At 66.7% G+C, this 13,989-nt stretch carries 16 protein-coding genes; 6 read left to right on the forward strand and 10 right to left on the reverse strand.

The annotated features are described in order from the left end of the window. Positions 1-58: 58 nt before the first annotated feature. The 9 genes from folK to dacB all read right to left on the reverse strand — a co-directional run bounded on the left by folK (position 59) and on the right by dacB (position 9,194). On the reverse strand, positions 59-592 hold the full coding sequence (gene folK / locus LPN03_RS08300) for a 2-amino-4-hydroxy-6-hydroxymethyldihydropteridine diphosphokinase (RefSeq protein ID WP_165180433.1): 534 nt from the start codon (positions 590-592) through the stop codon (positions 59-61). Further along, complete coding sequence (folB, locus tag LPN03_RS08305) at positions 589-960, reverse strand: dihydroneopterin aldolase (protein ID WP_165180434.1); 372 nt, start codon at positions 958-960, stop codon at positions 589-591. Before folB ends, folK begins: the two co-directional genes overlap by 4 nt. Continuing rightward, positions 957-1,913: a dihydropteroate synthase gene (gene folP, locus LPN03_RS08310; protein ID WP_165180435.1), complete on the reverse strand. Its 957-nt coding sequence runs from the start codon at positions 1,911-1,913 to the stop codon at positions 957-959. The genes folB and folP overlap by 4 nt, the downstream gene beginning before the upstream one ends. A 7-nt stretch (positions 1,914-1,920) precedes the next feature. Beyond that, on the reverse strand, positions 1,921-2,556 hold the full coding sequence (gene folE / locus LPN03_RS08315; protein WP_165180436.1) for a GTP cyclohydrolase I FolE: 636 nt from the start codon (positions 2,554-2,556) through the stop codon (positions 1,921-1,923). 17 nt (positions 2,557-2,573) lie between these two features. Continuing rightward, positions 2,574-4,652 (reverse strand): ATP-dependent zinc metalloprotease FtsH, encoded by a 2,079-nt coding sequence (ftsH, locus tag LPN03_RS08320; protein ID WP_165180437.1) that lies wholly within the window; start codon positions 4,650-4,652, stop codon positions 2,574-2,576. 240 nt (positions 4,653-4,892) lie between these two features. After that, entirely contained in the window at positions 4,893-5,444 is a 552-nt protein-coding gene (hpt, locus tag LPN03_RS08325) for a hypoxanthine phosphoribosyltransferase (protein WP_165180438.1), read from the reverse strand. A gap of 68 nt (positions 5,445-5,512) precedes the next feature. Beyond that, positions 5,513-6,610: a tRNA lysidine(34) synthetase TilS gene (tilS, locus tag LPN03_RS08330; protein ID WP_165180439.1), complete on the reverse strand. Its 1,098-nt coding sequence runs from the start codon at positions 6,608-6,610 to the stop codon at positions 5,513-5,515. Beyond that, positions 6,611-7,771, reverse strand: coding sequence for a zinc-dependent metalloprotease (locus LPN03_RS08335; RefSeq protein WP_262453868.1), 1,161 nt, complete (start codon positions 7,769-7,771; stop codon positions 6,611-6,613). A gap of 25 nt (positions 7,772-7,796) precedes the next feature. Continuing rightward, positions 7,797-9,194, reverse strand: coding sequence for a D-alanyl-D-alanine carboxypeptidase/D-alanyl-D-alanine-endopeptidase (gene dacB, locus LPN03_RS08340; RefSeq protein WP_165180441.1), 1,398 nt, complete (start codon positions 9,192-9,194; stop codon positions 7,797-7,799). 210 nt (positions 9,195-9,404) lie between these two features. Between dacB and LPN03_RS08345 the strand changes: the two genes are divergently transcribed. From LPN03_RS08345 to LPN03_RS08365, 5 genes are all read left to right on the forward strand, one after another. Beyond that, positions 9,405-9,893 (forward strand): inorganic diphosphatase, encoded by a 489-nt coding sequence (locus LPN03_RS08345; protein WP_165180442.1) that lies wholly within the window; start codon positions 9,405-9,407, stop codon positions 9,891-9,893. 187 nt (positions 9,894-10,080) lie between these two features. Beyond that, entirely contained in the window at positions 10,081-11,082 is a 1,002-nt protein-coding gene (locus LPN03_RS08350; RefSeq protein ID WP_165180443.1) for a WXG100 family type VII secretion target, read from the forward strand. Next, the gene (locus LPN03_RS08355) at positions 11,082-11,861 is read left to right on the forward strand and encodes a hypothetical protein (protein WP_165180444.1); all 780 of its coding nucleotides are present in this window, start codon (positions 11,082-11,084) and stop codon (positions 11,859-11,861) included. The genes LPN03_RS08350 and LPN03_RS08355 overlap by 1 nt, the downstream gene beginning before the upstream one ends. Positions 11,862-11,995: 134 nt before the next feature. Beyond that, positions 11,996-12,604 carry a hypothetical protein gene (locus LPN03_RS08360; protein ID WP_165180445.1) on the forward strand — a complete coding sequence of 203 codons (609 nt, stop codon included), beginning with the start codon at positions 11,996-11,998 and terminating at the stop codon, positions 12,602-12,604. Continuing rightward, the gene (locus tag LPN03_RS08365) at positions 12,591-13,268 is read left to right on the forward strand and encodes a hypothetical protein (RefSeq protein ID WP_262453869.1); all 678 of its coding nucleotides are present in this window, start codon (positions 12,591-12,593) and stop codon (positions 13,266-13,268) included. Before LPN03_RS08360 ends, LPN03_RS08365 begins: the two co-directional genes overlap by 14 nt. Before the next feature lie 55 nt (positions 13,269-13,323). Here LPN03_RS08365 and LPN03_RS08370 read toward each other — a convergent pair whose 3' ends face one another. Further along, the gene (locus LPN03_RS08370; RefSeq protein WP_262453870.1) at positions 13,324-13,665 is read right to left on the reverse strand and encodes a hypothetical protein; all 342 of its coding nucleotides are present in this window, start codon (positions 13,663-13,665) and stop codon (positions 13,324-13,326) included. Between LPN03_RS08370 and LPN03_RS08375 the strand changes: the two genes are divergently transcribed. Continuing rightward, positions 13,643-13,984, forward strand: coding sequence for a hypothetical protein (locus LPN03_RS08375; protein ID WP_262453871.1), 342 nt, complete (start codon positions 13,643-13,645; stop codon positions 13,982-13,984). The genes LPN03_RS08370 and LPN03_RS08375 overlap by 23 nt on opposite strands. Positions 13,985-13,989: the final 5 nt, after the last annotated feature.

Raw genomic sequence — 13,989 nt, forward strand, 5'->3', positions numbered from 1 at the left:
TCATGATTGCCTCACCCGTTTGCGTTGCTTGTCATGATTCAACCGTACAGTTTTTTCCTTAGGGCAGCGCCGTGCCAAGGCCCGGTGGTTCCAGCTCGGCATGTTCAATCCCGGCCATGTCCGCCGCGGCCGCGGCCAGGGCGGCCACGGGCTGGCCGGAGAGGACGGCGCCGGGGTCCATGAGGGACCACGGGTAGAGCACAAAGGCCCGCCCGGCAGCCCGGGGATGCGGCAGCGTCAAGGCAGGGTCGTCGCTGACCAGCTCGCCGTACGTGATGATGTCCACGTCCAGGGTGCGCGCACCCCAGCGGACCTTGCGTTCGCGGTGGTGCGCCAGTTCCACGCCCTGGCAGTGGGCCAGCAGTTCCAGCGGCGCCAGCGTGGTGTCCACCGCAATGACCATGTTCAAAAAGTCGGGCTGGCCCTCGGGTCCGCCCACGGGCTTGGTGGAAACCACCGGCGAGACATCCACCAGGCGCACTTCGGGGCGGTCCACCAGGTCGGCGACGGCGGCCGAGAGGGTTCCGCGCCGTTCCCCGAGGTTGCTGCCCAGGGCCAGGATGGCCCGCGTCCAGGAGCCTGGCCCGCTCATGCCCTGCTCCGGAAAACGTTGATGCTCACGTCGCCAAACGGCACCTGGATGGGTGCCTTGGGCTTGTGCACGGTCACCTCGACGGCGGAGACCGGGGGGAAGTCCGCCAGGATGCGTTCGGCAATGCGCACGGCCAGGGTTTCAATCAGGTCGAAGGCGTCCCCGCGGATCAGCGCGGCAATGGCCTCGGCCACCTCGCCGTAGTGGGCGGTGTGGGCGAGGTCGTCAGTGGCGGCCGCCTCGGCCAGGTCCGCGTGCAGCACGGCGTCAACAATGAACGGCTGGCCGTCGCGTTTTTCGTGGTCAAACACGCCGTGGTAGCCAATGGCCGTGATGCCCGTCAGGGTGATGGTGTCGGGCCGGCTCACAGGGCGGCCCCGGCCTGCCCGGCCAGGCGCGCCTCACGGTTGCGCCCTCCCACCAGCAGGCGGGCGGCGACCTTGGCAGCGTCAAGGCTCGCACCGACGTCGTGCACGCGGACGCCCCAGACCCCCTGTGCGGCGGCAAGGGCGGTGGTGGCCGAGGTGGCGTCGTCGCGCTCCTTGGGGGCCGCGGCCTTGCCTGCCGTGGTCAGCAGCGAGCCCAAAAAGCGCTTGCGGGAGGTGCCCACCAGAACCTTGTTGCCCATTTCCGCCACCCGGTGGAGGTTGGCGAGCAGTTCCCAGTTTTGCTCGGCGTTCTTGGAGAAGCCGATGCCCGGGTCCACAATCAGCATTTCCGGCTTCACGCCTGCTGCATAGAACCGTTCGCGGACTTCGCCCAGCTCACGCACCACGTCGTCCACCACATCCGTGTAGGTGGTCAGCGAATCCATGTGGCGTGAATCGCCGCGGCTGTGCATCAGCACGTAGGGAACCTGGCGTTCGGCGATCAGGGCGATCATGTCAGGGTTGACATTGGTGCCGGATACGTCGTTGATGAGCCCGGCACCGGCGTCGAGCGCCAGCGCCGCGGTGGAGGCGTGGCGGGTGTCAACGCTGACCAGGGCGCCGGCCTTGGCAAGCGTGGCAATGACGGGCATGATCCGCCGCTGCTCCTCCTCCTCATCCACATCCAGGGCGCCGGGCCGGGTGGACTCCCCGCCCACGTCAATGATGTCCGCGCCGCCATAGAACATCCGCAGGCCGTGGGCTATGGCGGTGTCAATGGAGTCGTATTCGCCGCCGTCGCTGAAGGAGTCGGGGGTGCAGTTGAGGATCCCCATCACCAGCGTGCGGTCGGTGGGCAGGGCGGCAAAGCTTGCCATGGCGGTGCGTGCCCGCAGCACGGGCAGCGGGGAGGTGGCCGGACCGGTGCCCGGTGCGGCTGCGAGGGAATCCATTGTGGTGTTACCTTCCGAGAATCAGGCTCATGGCCTCGGCCCGCGTTGCGGGCTCGTGAAGCAGGCCGCGCACCGCGCTGGTGACGGTTTTGGCCCCTGGCTTGCGCACGCCCCGCATGGACATGCACATGTGTTCGCATTCAATGACAACGATGGCCCCGCGCGGCTTCAGGTGCGCCACGAGGGAATCGGCGATCTGGCTGGTGAGGCGTTCCTGGACCTGGGGCCGCTTGGCGTAAATGTCCACCAGCCGCGCCAGCTTGCTCAGCCCCGTGACGCGGCCGTCGGAGGACGGGATGTAGCCCACGTGGGCGCTGCCGTGGAAGGGCACCAGGTGGTGCTCACAGGTGGAGTAGAACGGGATGTCCTTCACCAGCACCATTTCCTCGTGGGAGATGTCAAAGGTGGTGCCCAAAACTTCGCCCGGATCCTGGTGGAGCCCGGCAAAAACCTCGGCATAGGCCTTGGCCACCCGCTTGGGCGTGTCCATCAGCCCGCTGCGGTCAGGGTCCTCCCCCACGGCCAGCAGGATTTCACGGACTGCCGCCTCGATGCGTGGCAGGTCCATGTGCCCGCCGTGGCCGTCCGGGGGGGAAGCCTGGGCGGCGGGCGCAGTGAAGTGGGGTTCGTCGAAATTGGTCACGGGTGTGATCCTATCCGCTATTGCGGCCGGCCCGGGAGTTGTTCGCCGTCGGGCTTGCCCAGATCGCGGCCGGGCACATGCCCCGGCGCATCCACTTCGCCCTGCATGTGGGCGTTGGCCAGCTGGTCCTGCGGCGCCACGGAATCGGGGGACGGTTCACCGGCAGCCAGGGCCTCGCGGCGTTCCTTTTCGGTGACCACGGGGGGCAGTTCGGAGACCGGCCGGGACTCCTTGGACAGCCAAACCTTGCGCTGGGCCGGCCTGCGCAGATCGGCGAAGATCTCCGCAATCTCAGCCTGGTTCAGGGTCTCGCGCTCCAGCAGTTCCAGGGCCAGCCGGTCCAGGACGTCGCGGTTCATGATGAGCGCCTCGTAGGCGTCGTCGTGCGCCTGGTCGATGAGCTTGCGCACCTCCTCGTCCACGATGGCAGCCACCGATTCGGAGTAGTCCCGCTCGCTGCCGCCGCCGGCGCCCAGGAAGGGCTCACCCGCGCCGGCGCCGAGCTTGACGGCGCCAATGCGTTCGCTCATGCCGTACTGGGTGACCATGGCGCGGGCCGTGCCGGTGGCCTTTTCGATGTCGTTGGAGGCACCGGTGGAGGGGTCGTGGAACACGATTTCCTCCGCCACACGCCCGCCCATGGCGTAGGCCATGTTGTCCAGCAGCTCGTTGCGGGTGATCGAGTACTTGTCATCCTCCGGCACCACCATGGTGTAGCCCAGGGCACGGCCGCGCGGCAGGATGGTGATCTTGGTGACGGGCGCCGTGTTGTGCATGGCCGCCGCCACCAGGGCGTGGCCGCCCTCATGGTAGGCGGTGATCTTGCGTTCCAGTTCCTTCATGACGCGGGTGCGCTTTTGCGGCCCGGCCATGACGCGGTCAATGGATTCATCCAGGGCACGGTCGTCAATGAGCTGGGCGTTGGAGCGGGCCGTGAGGAGGGCGGCCTCATTGAGCACATTGGCCAGGTCGGCGCCGGTGTAACCTGGCGTCTTTTTTGCCACGGCGTTCAAGTCGACGCCGGGTGCCATGGGCTTGCCCTTGGAGTGGACCTTGAGGATTTGCTCGCGGCCCAGTCGGTCCGGAGCTTCCACGGGAATCTGGCGGTCAAAGCGGCCCGGGCGCAGCAATGCCGGGTCCAGCACGTCGGGGCGGTTGGTGGCGGCGATCAGGATCACGTTGGTCTTGACGTCAAAGCCGTCCATTTCCACGAGCAGCTGGTTGAGGGTCTGCTCGCGTTCGTCGTTGCCGCCGCCGATGCCGGCACCGCGGTGGCGGCCCACGGCGTCGATCTCGTCCACAAAGATGATGGCCGGGGAGTTGGTCTTGGCCTGTTCGAAAAGGTCGCGGACGCGGGAGGCGCCGACGCCGACGAACATTTCCACAAAGTCCGAACCGGAGATTGAGTAGAACGGCACGCCCGCCTCGCCGGCAACCGCGCGGGCCAGCAGGGTCTTGCCGGTCCCGGGAGGGCCGTACAGCAGCACGCCCTTGGGGATTTTGGCGCCGACGGCGGCAAACTTGCCCGGATCCTGCAGGAATTCCTTGATTTCGTGGAGTTCCTCCACGGCCTCGTCGGCACCGGCCACGTCATTGAAGGTGACCTGGGGGTGGTCCTTGGTGATGAGCTTGGCCTTGGACTTGCCAAACTGCATGACCTTGGAGCCGCCGCCCTGCATGCGGGAGAACAGGAACCAGAAGATGAGGCCGATCAGCACGAACGGGATCAGCAGTGACAGCATGCTGGACCAGAAGTTGTTGGATGCCGGCTGGTCGTCAAAGTTTTTCAGGTTCGCGCCGTCGATCACGGCCGCCACCGTGGTGGCGCGGTAGCCGCCGTAGTAGAACTGCACGGTTTTGCCGGCCTTGGTGCCGTCCGGGGTGGTGTAGTCGTCCTTGAGGATCATGTCCACCCGGCCCTCGGAGCCAAAGATCTTCGCCGAAACCACCTGGTCGTTCTTCAGCAGGGCCAGGCCGTCGGAGGTGTTGATCTTCGTCTGGCCTCCGCCGGCCAGCGTGGCCAGGCCTGCGCCAATGAGGATGACCACCACAATGATCCAGATGAATGGACCCTTGAAGAGTTTCTTGACTTTCATGTGTTCGGGGCCAGGCCCCGTCCCTCCCGCTCAACCAATGTGAAAAAACGACCGGCGGCACAGCCGCTTGCACGCGATACTAGCTTTACACCGTTCACAGTCCAACACGTACGGGAAGCGGCAATAGTTCCCTGAGGGCATAACGAATTGCGGCGCATTGCCAAAAATGCGCCCGTTCCCGCTTTCCGCCCCCGTTGGAACGGGCGGGCAAAGCGGGAACGGGCGCAGCCGGTGCGGATGCTATTCGTAAATGTGCGGTGCCAGCGTGCCGATGAAGTCCAGGTTGCGGTACTTCTCGGCAAAGTCCAGGCCGTAGCCCACCACAAACTCGCTCGGGATCTCGTAGCCGACGTACTTGACGTCAATCTCCACCTTGGCGGCGTCCGGCTTGCGCAGGAGCGTGCAGATCTCCACCGAGGCGGGGCCGCGGGAGATGAGGTTGGCCTTGAGCCAGGACAGGGTCAGCCCGGAGTCGATGATGTCCTCAACAATGAGCACGTGCTTGCCCATGAGGTCCGTTTCCAGGTCCTTGAGGATCCGCACCACGCCGGAGGACTGCGTGCCGGAGCCGTAGGAGGACACTGCCATCCAGTCCATGGTGATGTGGCTGTGGAGTGCGCGGGAGAGGTCGGCCATAACCATCACCGCGCCCTTGAGGACACCGACCAGCAGGACGTCGCGGCCGGCGTAATCTGCATCGATTTCCGCGGCCAGCTCGGCTACACGCGTTTGGATTTGTTCCTTGGTGTAGAGAACGTGCTTGAGATCGGCTTGGACGTCTTGTGAATCCACCAATTGCTCCTGTTTGTGAAGGATTTTGTGACATGTGTGTTGCTGCTGGGCAGTGTATTCGGGCGAGTCTAGGGCACGCCTGCACTGCGTCTCAGGACAAGCTTCCCATAGGCGGCGCCCTCGTGTGGAACTGCCTGGCTGCGGGAAATTCGGTACGCGCTGACTTTTCCCGCCATTTGCACAGGCCCGGCGGAGCCTTTCCGATCCAGCAGGGCTGCCGCCGCCAGCAGCCGTTCCTGGCTGGGCTGGACGCCACCAAGCGCGACGGCGGCCAGCGCCAGGACCCTCATCCGCAGGGCCGGGGCCAGGGCCGCCAAGTCATTTTCACCGAGCCTGATTTCCGCCGGTTCAGCGCTGCCGGCTGGGGTTGAAGCCTCGGCAATGCGGGCATATTCGGCGCCGGCCAGCTCATCCAGGTAGTCGGCATCCGGACCCAGGATGGCTGCCGAGCGCGCCAGTGATTCAACGATTCCCGGGCCCAGCTCCGCCGCGAGGAACGGCAGTACGTGGTGCCGCACGCGCACGCGCAGGTAGGCGTCGTCGAGGTTGGCGGGGTCATGCCACGGCTCCAGGCCCAGGGCCTCGCATATGGCCAATGTCTCATCCCGGCGCAGGGCTAGGAACGGCCGGCAGTAAACGCCGCGGCGTTCGCGCATGCCGGCCAGGGACCGTGTGCCGGAGCCGCGGGCCAGTCCCAACAGTACGGATTCCGCCTGGTCGTCCAGGGTATGGCCCAACAGCACGGTCTCCGCCCCCAGCTCACGGGCGGCCGCGTCCAGCGCGGCAAAGCGGGCTGCCCGGGCGGCAGCTTCCGGGCCGTCGCCGCCGTCGTGCAAGTCAACAGTCCGCAGCTGCACGGGATCCAGGCCCAGTCTGCGCAACTGGGCCGCCGTCCGTTGGGCAACCTCCGCGCTGCCTGGCTGCATTTGGTGGTCCACCACAATGGCGCCCGCCCGGATTTCGCCGCGGGTGGCAAAGAACGCCGTAACGGCTGCAAGTGCCAGCGAATCCGGGCCACCGCTGCACCCCACCAGCACCAGCGGCGGGTTGTCCACAGGATGGCGCCTGCCCGTGGTGGTTAGGCCCAGGAGCCCGGCCACCAGTTTCCGGGCCTTGCCCACCGTCGGGTCAAGGCGGCCGCGGGGGCGGATGCCGGCCTCCGGCATTTAGAGTCCCATCCGCTCAACCCAAAGGCGTGCACTGTGGATTTCCGGTTCGGTGGGCAGGTTTTCCGCCTGCACCCACACCGTGTTGAAGCCGTCCATGCTCACCAGGGCCACCACGTCGCGCACAAATTTGGCGCCGTCGCTGTATTGCCGCATTTTTGCATCCAGGCCCATGAGGTTGCGGATGAATTTTTCAATCAGGCCGCGCTCCTTCCCACGGTTGTTGAAGCGCTGCCGGATGGTCCGCACGGTGGGCACGATGGCCTGGTCCACGCCGTCCATGACCACGTTGGCGTGGCCCTCCAGCAGGCTCATGACGGCGGTGACGTGGGACAGCGCGGCCTTCTGGGCCGGATCCTGCAGCAGGTCAAGGATGCCTCCCCGGCTTGGCATCGCGTCGCCGCCACTCGGCGACGACTTCCGCCCGCCCATGGCCTTCACCGCCTGCAACAGCCGCTCCCCCAGGTTTTCAGTGTCCCCCACCAGCAATTCACCGAGCTTTTCAATTTCGCCCAGCATGTGGTGCCGCAACCACGGGGCCGCGGCAAACTGCACCCGGTGGGTTTGTTCGTGCAGGCACACCCACAGGCGGAAGTCGGCCGGGTCCACCTTGAGTTCCCGCTCCACCGTGAGAATGTTGGGCGCCACCAGCAGCAGCCGCCCGCCGGGGGCAGGGGCGTTCGCGCTCTGGCCGGGTGCCGGGGCCAGTGCGGCGAAGGGGTCGTACTGGCCCAGGACCTTGCTGGAGAGGAATGCCAGTGCGGCGCCCAGCTGGGCCCCGGTCACGGTGGAACTGACGGCCAGGGCGCCGGCGGACGTGCCGTTCCGGGACGCGGCCTGCTTGGCTGCGAGCGCCGTCATGATGGGATCCATCATGACGGAAAAGCTCTGGGTGTTGGCCTTGGCCCAGGAGGCCCTGTCCACCACCAGCACCTCGGAATCGCGCAGGTCGCGAGCGGCCTCCAGGCGGCTGATGTCGTGGACGTAGGGCACCGACTTGTCGGCCATGAGGTGCAGGTTCTCAACGGCCTTGGCGATTTCGGCGCCGTTCATGGCGGGGCCTGCCGGGGCGAGGCTGCCCGCCGTCGTGGCAGCCAGCTCCCAGTTGATCATGGAGGCGGATGGGGCTGCTGGGCTGCTGGGCTGGCTCATGTTTCCCATCAGATCACACTTCCCTGCATGGGACTTAGCTCTTGGCGATGATGGCCGCGGCGGTGTCGATGGACGGCATGGCCGACGCCGGCCCGCCCGCCAGTTTGTTGCCCATGATGGAGAAGACCAGCAGGCGGCCCTCTGAGTTGACCACGTATCCGCTCAGCGTGGACACGGTGTGGAGGGTGCCGGTTTTGGCCCGCACCAGGCCGGCCGCGGCTGCCGTGACGGGACCGGTGAAGCGTGCGCCGAGGGTGCCCGTCAGCCCGGCGATGGGCAGCCCACCCAGGGCCTGGCCCTCGTCAGTGCCGGCATGGGCCACCAGGAAGGAAACCACCTGCACCAGCTGGTGGGCGCTGATCAGGTCGCCCACGGCCAGCCCGCAGTTGTCCACCGTGGAGACGCCGTCCAGCGGCAGGCCCAGGCTGGCGAGCACGGCGCGGACAGCCGTGACGGCGCCAGTGTTGGACGCTTCCTGCCCCTGCTTCACCGCCACCAGGCGCGCCATGACCTCGGCCACGTAGTTGTCTGATTCGGCCAGCAAGTACTGCACCTGCTGCGCCACGGTGGCCGATTCCACCTTGGCCAGGACGGTTCCGGTGCCGGCGGTGGTCCGGGTGATGGTCCCCGTGGTGGGAACCCCCGCCTTCTCCAGGGCTGCGGCAAATGCCTCGGCCACGGCAACGGCGGAGTCCTGGGGGCGCGGGCCGGAGGTGCTGCCGGGGCTGGTGCGCCCGCCATACAGGGCCATGGGGTAGATCGGGGCGATTTCGCCGGCGTCGACGTCTCCCATGTCCCAGCCGGGGTTCAGGGCCGGGCCGGTAAACAGGGAGTCGTCAATGGCCAGCTTGACGGGGCCGGTGGTTCCGGCGGCGGCCAGGGCCGCGGCAGTCTTTTGGGCCAGGGTGGCCAGGCCCGCGTGCCCCATGGCGGCCTGGGGATCGCTCTCCCCCGCGGCCAGCATGGAGTCGCCGCCGGCCTTGAGCACCAGGGTCCCCGGCACGGATCCCTGGACCACTGACGTGTCCATGCGCGTGTTGGCGCCCAGGGACTTCAGTGCCGCCGTCGCCGTCAGCAGCTTCAGGTTCGACGCCGGCGTCCGGGCGGCGTCCCCGTCCTTGGAATAGAGGACCTTCCCGGTGGCGGCGTCCGCCACATAGGCGCTGAATGTGCCGCCGTCGAACGCCAGCGCCGCGTCAAGCCCGGCGGTCAGCGCGGCAGGGTCCGGCAGCGGCGCAGCCGCGGAAAGCGCGGAGACGCCGGAAATGCCCTGGAGGGTGGTGGGGGCCAGCTGGGCTGCGGGGACTACGGCGGCGGTGGCCGCATCGCGGGGCAGCAGGGCCGGGTACAGGTTCAGCCCGGCAGGAACGGTGACGGCGGCCAGGGCAAGCACCAGCAATCCGCCCGTCACAACTTTAGACGTGCGTCCCATGGTGCTGGTGTGTTCCTTCGGGGCTGTGCGGCCCGGCAGTCAGAGCGCGCAGGCAGGTCGGGTCCCGGCCGGATGACGCGGGGTGGGTGGGGCCGGTGCACGCAGCAGTCAGTTTCTGTGGAGCAAAATCGGCCTATATCCTCATACTAGAGGAAATTTTACGCGATCGGCCGCGCCAAGCCGCGCCGTCCACCTGATGAGGAGCACCCCATGAAGCATGACGTCACCATAGAAATCCCGCGCGGCTCACGCGTCAAGTACGAGGTTGACCACGAGACGGGCCGTGTCCGCCTGGACCGCGTGCTGTTCACCTCCATGCAGTACCCCACGCACTACGGCTTCTTTGACAACACCCTGGGCGAGGACGGCGACCCCCTGGACGCCCTGGTCTGGTACCCCGACGTCGACCTCTTCCCGGGAATCGTGCTGGATGCACGCCCCATCGCCATCTTCAACATGGAGGACGAGTCGGGCGGAGACGCGAAGCTGGTGTGCGTGCCCGCCGACAAGCGCTTCGACCACATCCAGGAGGCCTCTGACCTGGATCCTTTCCTGATCAAGGAGATCGAGCACTTCTTCACCACCTACAAGGACCTTGAGCCGGGCAAGTGGGTCAAGGCCGACGGTTGGGCAGACCGCGCCGCCGCCGAGGCGGAGCTGGAAGCCTCCATCAAGCGATTCGGGGCTGAAGGCCACTAGTCCTCAAGCACGACGGCGGCGCCCCCTGGGACCACCGGCCATTGGGTCGGTGGGCATCCCGGTGGGGCGCCGCCTTTTTGCGTTCACCGGCCGTGGGCAGTTCTGCCCATGGCGTGGCGCAACGGGCCCTGCCTACGATGTTCACGCCGCACCACTGCGGGCAACCCGGAACAAGGTAAGGACCCACATGGACGGATTCATTGGTGCGGATGTTGCGGACCTCCGCGATTTCGCCAAGACCATGGACAAGGCCTCCCATGCGTTGCTGCAGGAGGCCCAGTTGATCTCGGGTGCCGTCAATTCAATCCGCGGCTGGCGGGGCCCGGATGCCGACCGTTTCCGGCAGACCTGGAATTCCAGCCACCGGCCCACCATGGCCTCAACGGCCTGCTCCCTCCAGACCGTTTCGGACCTGCTGCGAAAGAACGCCCAGGAGCAGGAGACTGCCAGCTCCGCTGCGGGCCTGGGTGGCGGCGCGACCGGCGGCGGGGGTGCCGCCCTGCCCGTCCTAAAGGACGTCTTCGACACCGGCATGGGAGCCAAGGGACTCGGCTCACCTCTCTGGCAGGCCTGGAAATACCACCGACTGGGGCTGGATGAGTGGGGCAAGACCAGGGAGGTCCTCACCAATTGGGACGACGCCGGGAAGTGGCTCAAGGGCGGCCTGGATGAACTCCGCGCAGGTGGCAAGGCCGGCAATGTCCTGAACGATCTCAAGGCGGGCATTCCGTACAGCGCGGCCTTTGAGGAAGCGTCCAAATTCTCCAAGGGCATGCGGCTCGCGGGCGGCCTGGCCGCCCCGCTGAATATCGCCGGCGGCATCCACGACATGATCTCACCTCCCCACGGCGGCTGGCGGGGTGACGGCGACCGCGTGGCAGGGGGGCTGTCCGTGGTGGGCGGAGTGGGCAGCATCATGCTGATGACCGCTGGGGGTGCCGCCATGTTGGGCCCGATCGGCGCGCCGATTGTCATCGGGGCCGGCATCGTGGCCGGCGCCTGGGCCCTGGGCAACCTGGTTGCCGACAACTGGGGCAGCATCACCAACTTCGCCAAGGATCCGGGCAAATACCTGGGCGAGGGTCTCAAGGATGTTGGCAACATGGCCAAAAACGCCGGCAGTAAAGTGGTGGATGGCATAGGCAGTGCGGCCAAGTCGGTCGGCAAATTCCTGGGAGGGATCTTCTGATGAGCACAAACACAGTCCAGTGGACCGAACGGGACGTGGAATGCGCAGCCGGCGTGCTCGGCCTTGCATCCCCGGAAGGTACAGCCCTGCCCACGCTGACTGACGAAGAAATTACGGCCCTGGACGGCGTCCAACGCGAACAGGCCGTCCCCACTCCTTGGCTCTCGGCCCAGACTGCGGACCGTGACGTGTTGTGCGGCGTGGCCCTGCGAGGCCTGCTGGCCAAGGAATGGGCCTACCCCGTCATCTTCGAAGGCGAGACCGAGCCTTCGCGTCTGCACGCCACCGAGGAGATCACCGGCACCCTGGCCCTGCGCCGCACCAGCCGGCAGGTGGCTTCCCTGGAGCGGACGGTGTCCACCGGCAAGCGCTGGCTGTTCATCTACATCCACGACGACGGCGCCCTCCTCGAGGAGATCGATGAGAGCGGCCTCCACGGCTTTACAGTGGTTTCCCCGGATCAGTCCGCACAACGGCTCGCCGCCTTCGCCGATCCCAACGGCGCCGCAGCCGAGGAGTCTGCACCCAAGGCTTACACCGAGGCGGAGTTCGAGGCCGCGGGCGAGGCAGGGTTGCTGGCACAAACACAGGCAGCCAGCAACATGGCCGTCTTCCAGACCGATCGCGGTGACGTGCGGACGCTGACCGTCTACACGGCCCCGGACTCGGTGCACGTCCTCACCCCGGAACTGCGGGACGGCACCCTGGCATTGTCACTGCGGGAAGTTTCCTCGGCGTCCCTCGAAGAAGCGTTGAGCGGACTTCTGACCGCGCAGTAAACGCCCCGCCGAAGTAGTCCCGACCAAGGCTACGCCAGCCATTGCACCACGGGGCCAGCGCGTTTCACCCCGCACCAAACTTCTGCACAGCGCCTATCAGCACCGCACCGTTCAGCACAAGACATAAGGACGACATGGCCAAGAAAAATACGTTCGGCGGCCCCACCCGGCTGGTGGACGCAGCCAATGGCCGCCCCGTGTGCCAGTTCACCGCCAGTGGCCACTACTACGTGCGCGCCACTGCCACGCGGCATTTCTGGGGCCGCATCCTGGATGGCGCAGTGTTTCTTGCCGCCTACTTGCTGTTGGCCGTGCTGCTGGCCGCCGGCCAGCTCGCGGCGGGAGGCGGCGGCATCCCGGTAGTTTCCTTGGTGGTCCTCTGGTTTGTGCTTCTCTACGTTTACGGCATGGTTTGGGGAACATGGGGGCTGGCCGGAGATAGGGCGGCGCGCATGCGCAGCGTCCGCATCGCCGACGGCACGCTTTCAGGACCCTGGATTGGGGGATGGCGGGCCATTGCATGGTCCTTCCTTCCCCTCTACATCTTCTTCATGATCGCCAGCCTGTTCGACGGCGGTGTGGACCACACGCCGGGGTACGTGCCTCTTGACCTCGAGTCCGGACTGGCCAAGGGAAGACAGCCGGTGGAGGACGCCGCCCTTCTTGCGCGCGAACAGGCGCAGGCCCAGGCGCACGCACAATTACCCAAGCTCTACGGGAAGGACCCTGATGGAAGGGCGTAACTGGCTGGTGCGGCGGGCGGAGGCCCGGCTGGCCACGGAGATGGGGGGCCTGGTCTACATTGCCTCTTCGAGGCGGATCCGCTGGACCTGGCTGCTGCCGTGCATGGTCCTGGGTTTCGTGTACGGCGTGATCGGGCAGTTCGTCATCTCGCCGCGATCATCGGCTACCACGCCCGACAGGTTTGGGAACATCCCGCTGTTCCTCGTGACGTCGGTGCTCACGGGTTTGGTTTTGTGGGCCCTGACCTTTGCCATCGCCTTCCGCAAACTGTTGGTGTTCGACGGCGGAATGGTCACCACCTATGCCCAGCAGTCCACGACGCGCGTTTTTCCCTGGGCCGACGTGAACCCCGCCTCCGTCATGGCTGTGACCGCCGGCCCAGCTGGCCCGACCTCACTGTTGGCTGCCAAACGGCTGACCAAGCTCGGCGTCCGGGGGAAGTATGCCGTGGTCTTCGAGGGCCTCCCCCGGCCCAACAAGGCTTCGGCGGCCGGACAGACGTCGGCGCCTGGCTTCTGGACCTTTGAGACCTCCCAAGATCCCGCACCATTGGTCCGCGTCATTGAGCAGGCCATGATGAAGTCGGGCGTCCCGGGAGCGGCCCGGATCTGTGCAAGGGCGCTGCCGCCGCATGTCCTGACAGAACGGACCTCTTTGGACTGAGCCGTCTCCGGGCACAAACGCGCTTGTGGCCGCCGCCCCCAATTTTGTGCCGGTTTTAGAAGGGGTAGGGTTCGGTGTTTTGTGTGTGGATGTAGGTGCGGCCGGTGGGGGTGGTGGTTTTGGTTTGGCCGGGTGTGTAGGGTCCGATGGTCCAGCCGGTGGCGGGGTCGGTGAGGAGGCGTTCCCACCAGCGGGAGCCGGCGGCGAGTTCGCGGGCTTGTGCGGGTGGGATGGGTCCGTAGCCTTCGAGGTGGCCGGGTTCCTCGCTGGTGCCGAGGAGGGTCAGGGCCGGGACGGTGACGCTGATTTTGGCTGGTGTGCGGGGCCGGGACCAGGCTTCCGGGACGGGGTGGGCCGCCCCTTCCGATGCCCCGTTGGGCCATGAGCAGTCCGGCACAGCACCCGGCGCAAACACGAGCGCAAACAGCAACGCGAACACCAGCGGCAGCCTCAGCGGCAACAACCAGCACGGAAACGACAACGGGCACCGCACCATCCCCGTCAAGACCGCCGCTCAGCTGGAACTGGCCCTGTCCATCGTCAACCCGGGTGAAACCATCCAGCTGGCCAAGGGCACCTACGTGGGCAACTTCTCCACCACACGGGCGGGCACGGCGGAAAAGCCGATCCGCCTGGTTGGCACCGCGGACAGCATTCTCATCAACTCCGGGACGTCCGGCGCGGCCCCTGCCTGCCCTGCGCCCACCGAGGGCTAGAATTC

The organism is Arthrobacter sp. A2-55 (assembly GCF_025548615.1).
Taxonomy (GTDB): domain Bacteria; phylum Actinomycetota; class Actinomycetes; order Actinomycetales; family Micrococcaceae; genus Specibacter; species Specibacter silviterrae.

Excerpts from the sequence above, each read along its gene's own strand:
- folP (WP_165180435.1), bottom strand. The coding sequence starts at position 1,913 with ATGGATTCCCTCGCAGCCGCACCGGGCACCGGTCCGGCCACCTCCCCG.
- LPN03_RS08350 (WP_165180443.1), top strand. The coding sequence starts at position 10,081 with ATGGACGGATTCATTGGTGCGGATGTTGCGGACCTCCGCGATTTCGCC.
- LPN03_RS08335 (WP_262453868.1), bottom strand. The coding sequence starts at position 7,771 with ATGGGAAACATGAGCCAGCCCAGCAGCCCAGCAGCCCCATCCGCCTCC.
- dacB (WP_165180441.1), bottom strand. The coding sequence starts at position 9,194 with ATGGGACGCACGTCTAAAGTTGTGACGGGCGGATTGCTGGTGCTTGCC.
- LPN03_RS08355 (WP_165180444.1), top strand. The coding sequence starts at position 11,082 with ATGAGCACAAACACAGTCCAGTGGACCGAACGGGACGTGGAATGCGCA.
- tilS (WP_165180439.1), bottom strand. The coding sequence starts at position 6,610 with ATGCCGGAGGCCGGCATCCGCCCCCGCGGCCGCCTTGACCCGACGGTG.
- LPN03_RS08365 (WP_262453869.1), top strand. The coding sequence starts at position 12,591 with ATGGAAGGGCGTAACTGGCTGGTGCGGCGGGCGGAGGCCCGGCTGGCC.
- LPN03_RS08345 (WP_165180442.1), top strand. The coding sequence starts at position 9,405 with ATGAAGCATGACGTCACCATAGAAATCCCGCGCGGCTCACGCGTCAAG.
- LPN03_RS08360 (WP_165180445.1), top strand. The coding sequence starts at position 11,996 with ATGGCCAAGAAAAATACGTTCGGCGGCCCCACCCGGCTGGTGGACGCA.
- folK (WP_165180433.1), bottom strand. The coding sequence starts at position 592 with ATGAGCGGGCCAGGCTCCTGGACGCGGGCCATCCTGGCCCTGGGCAGC.
- ftsH (WP_165180437.1), bottom strand. The coding sequence starts at position 4,652 with ATGAAAGTCAAGAAACTCTTCAAGGGTCCATTCATCTGGATCATTGTG.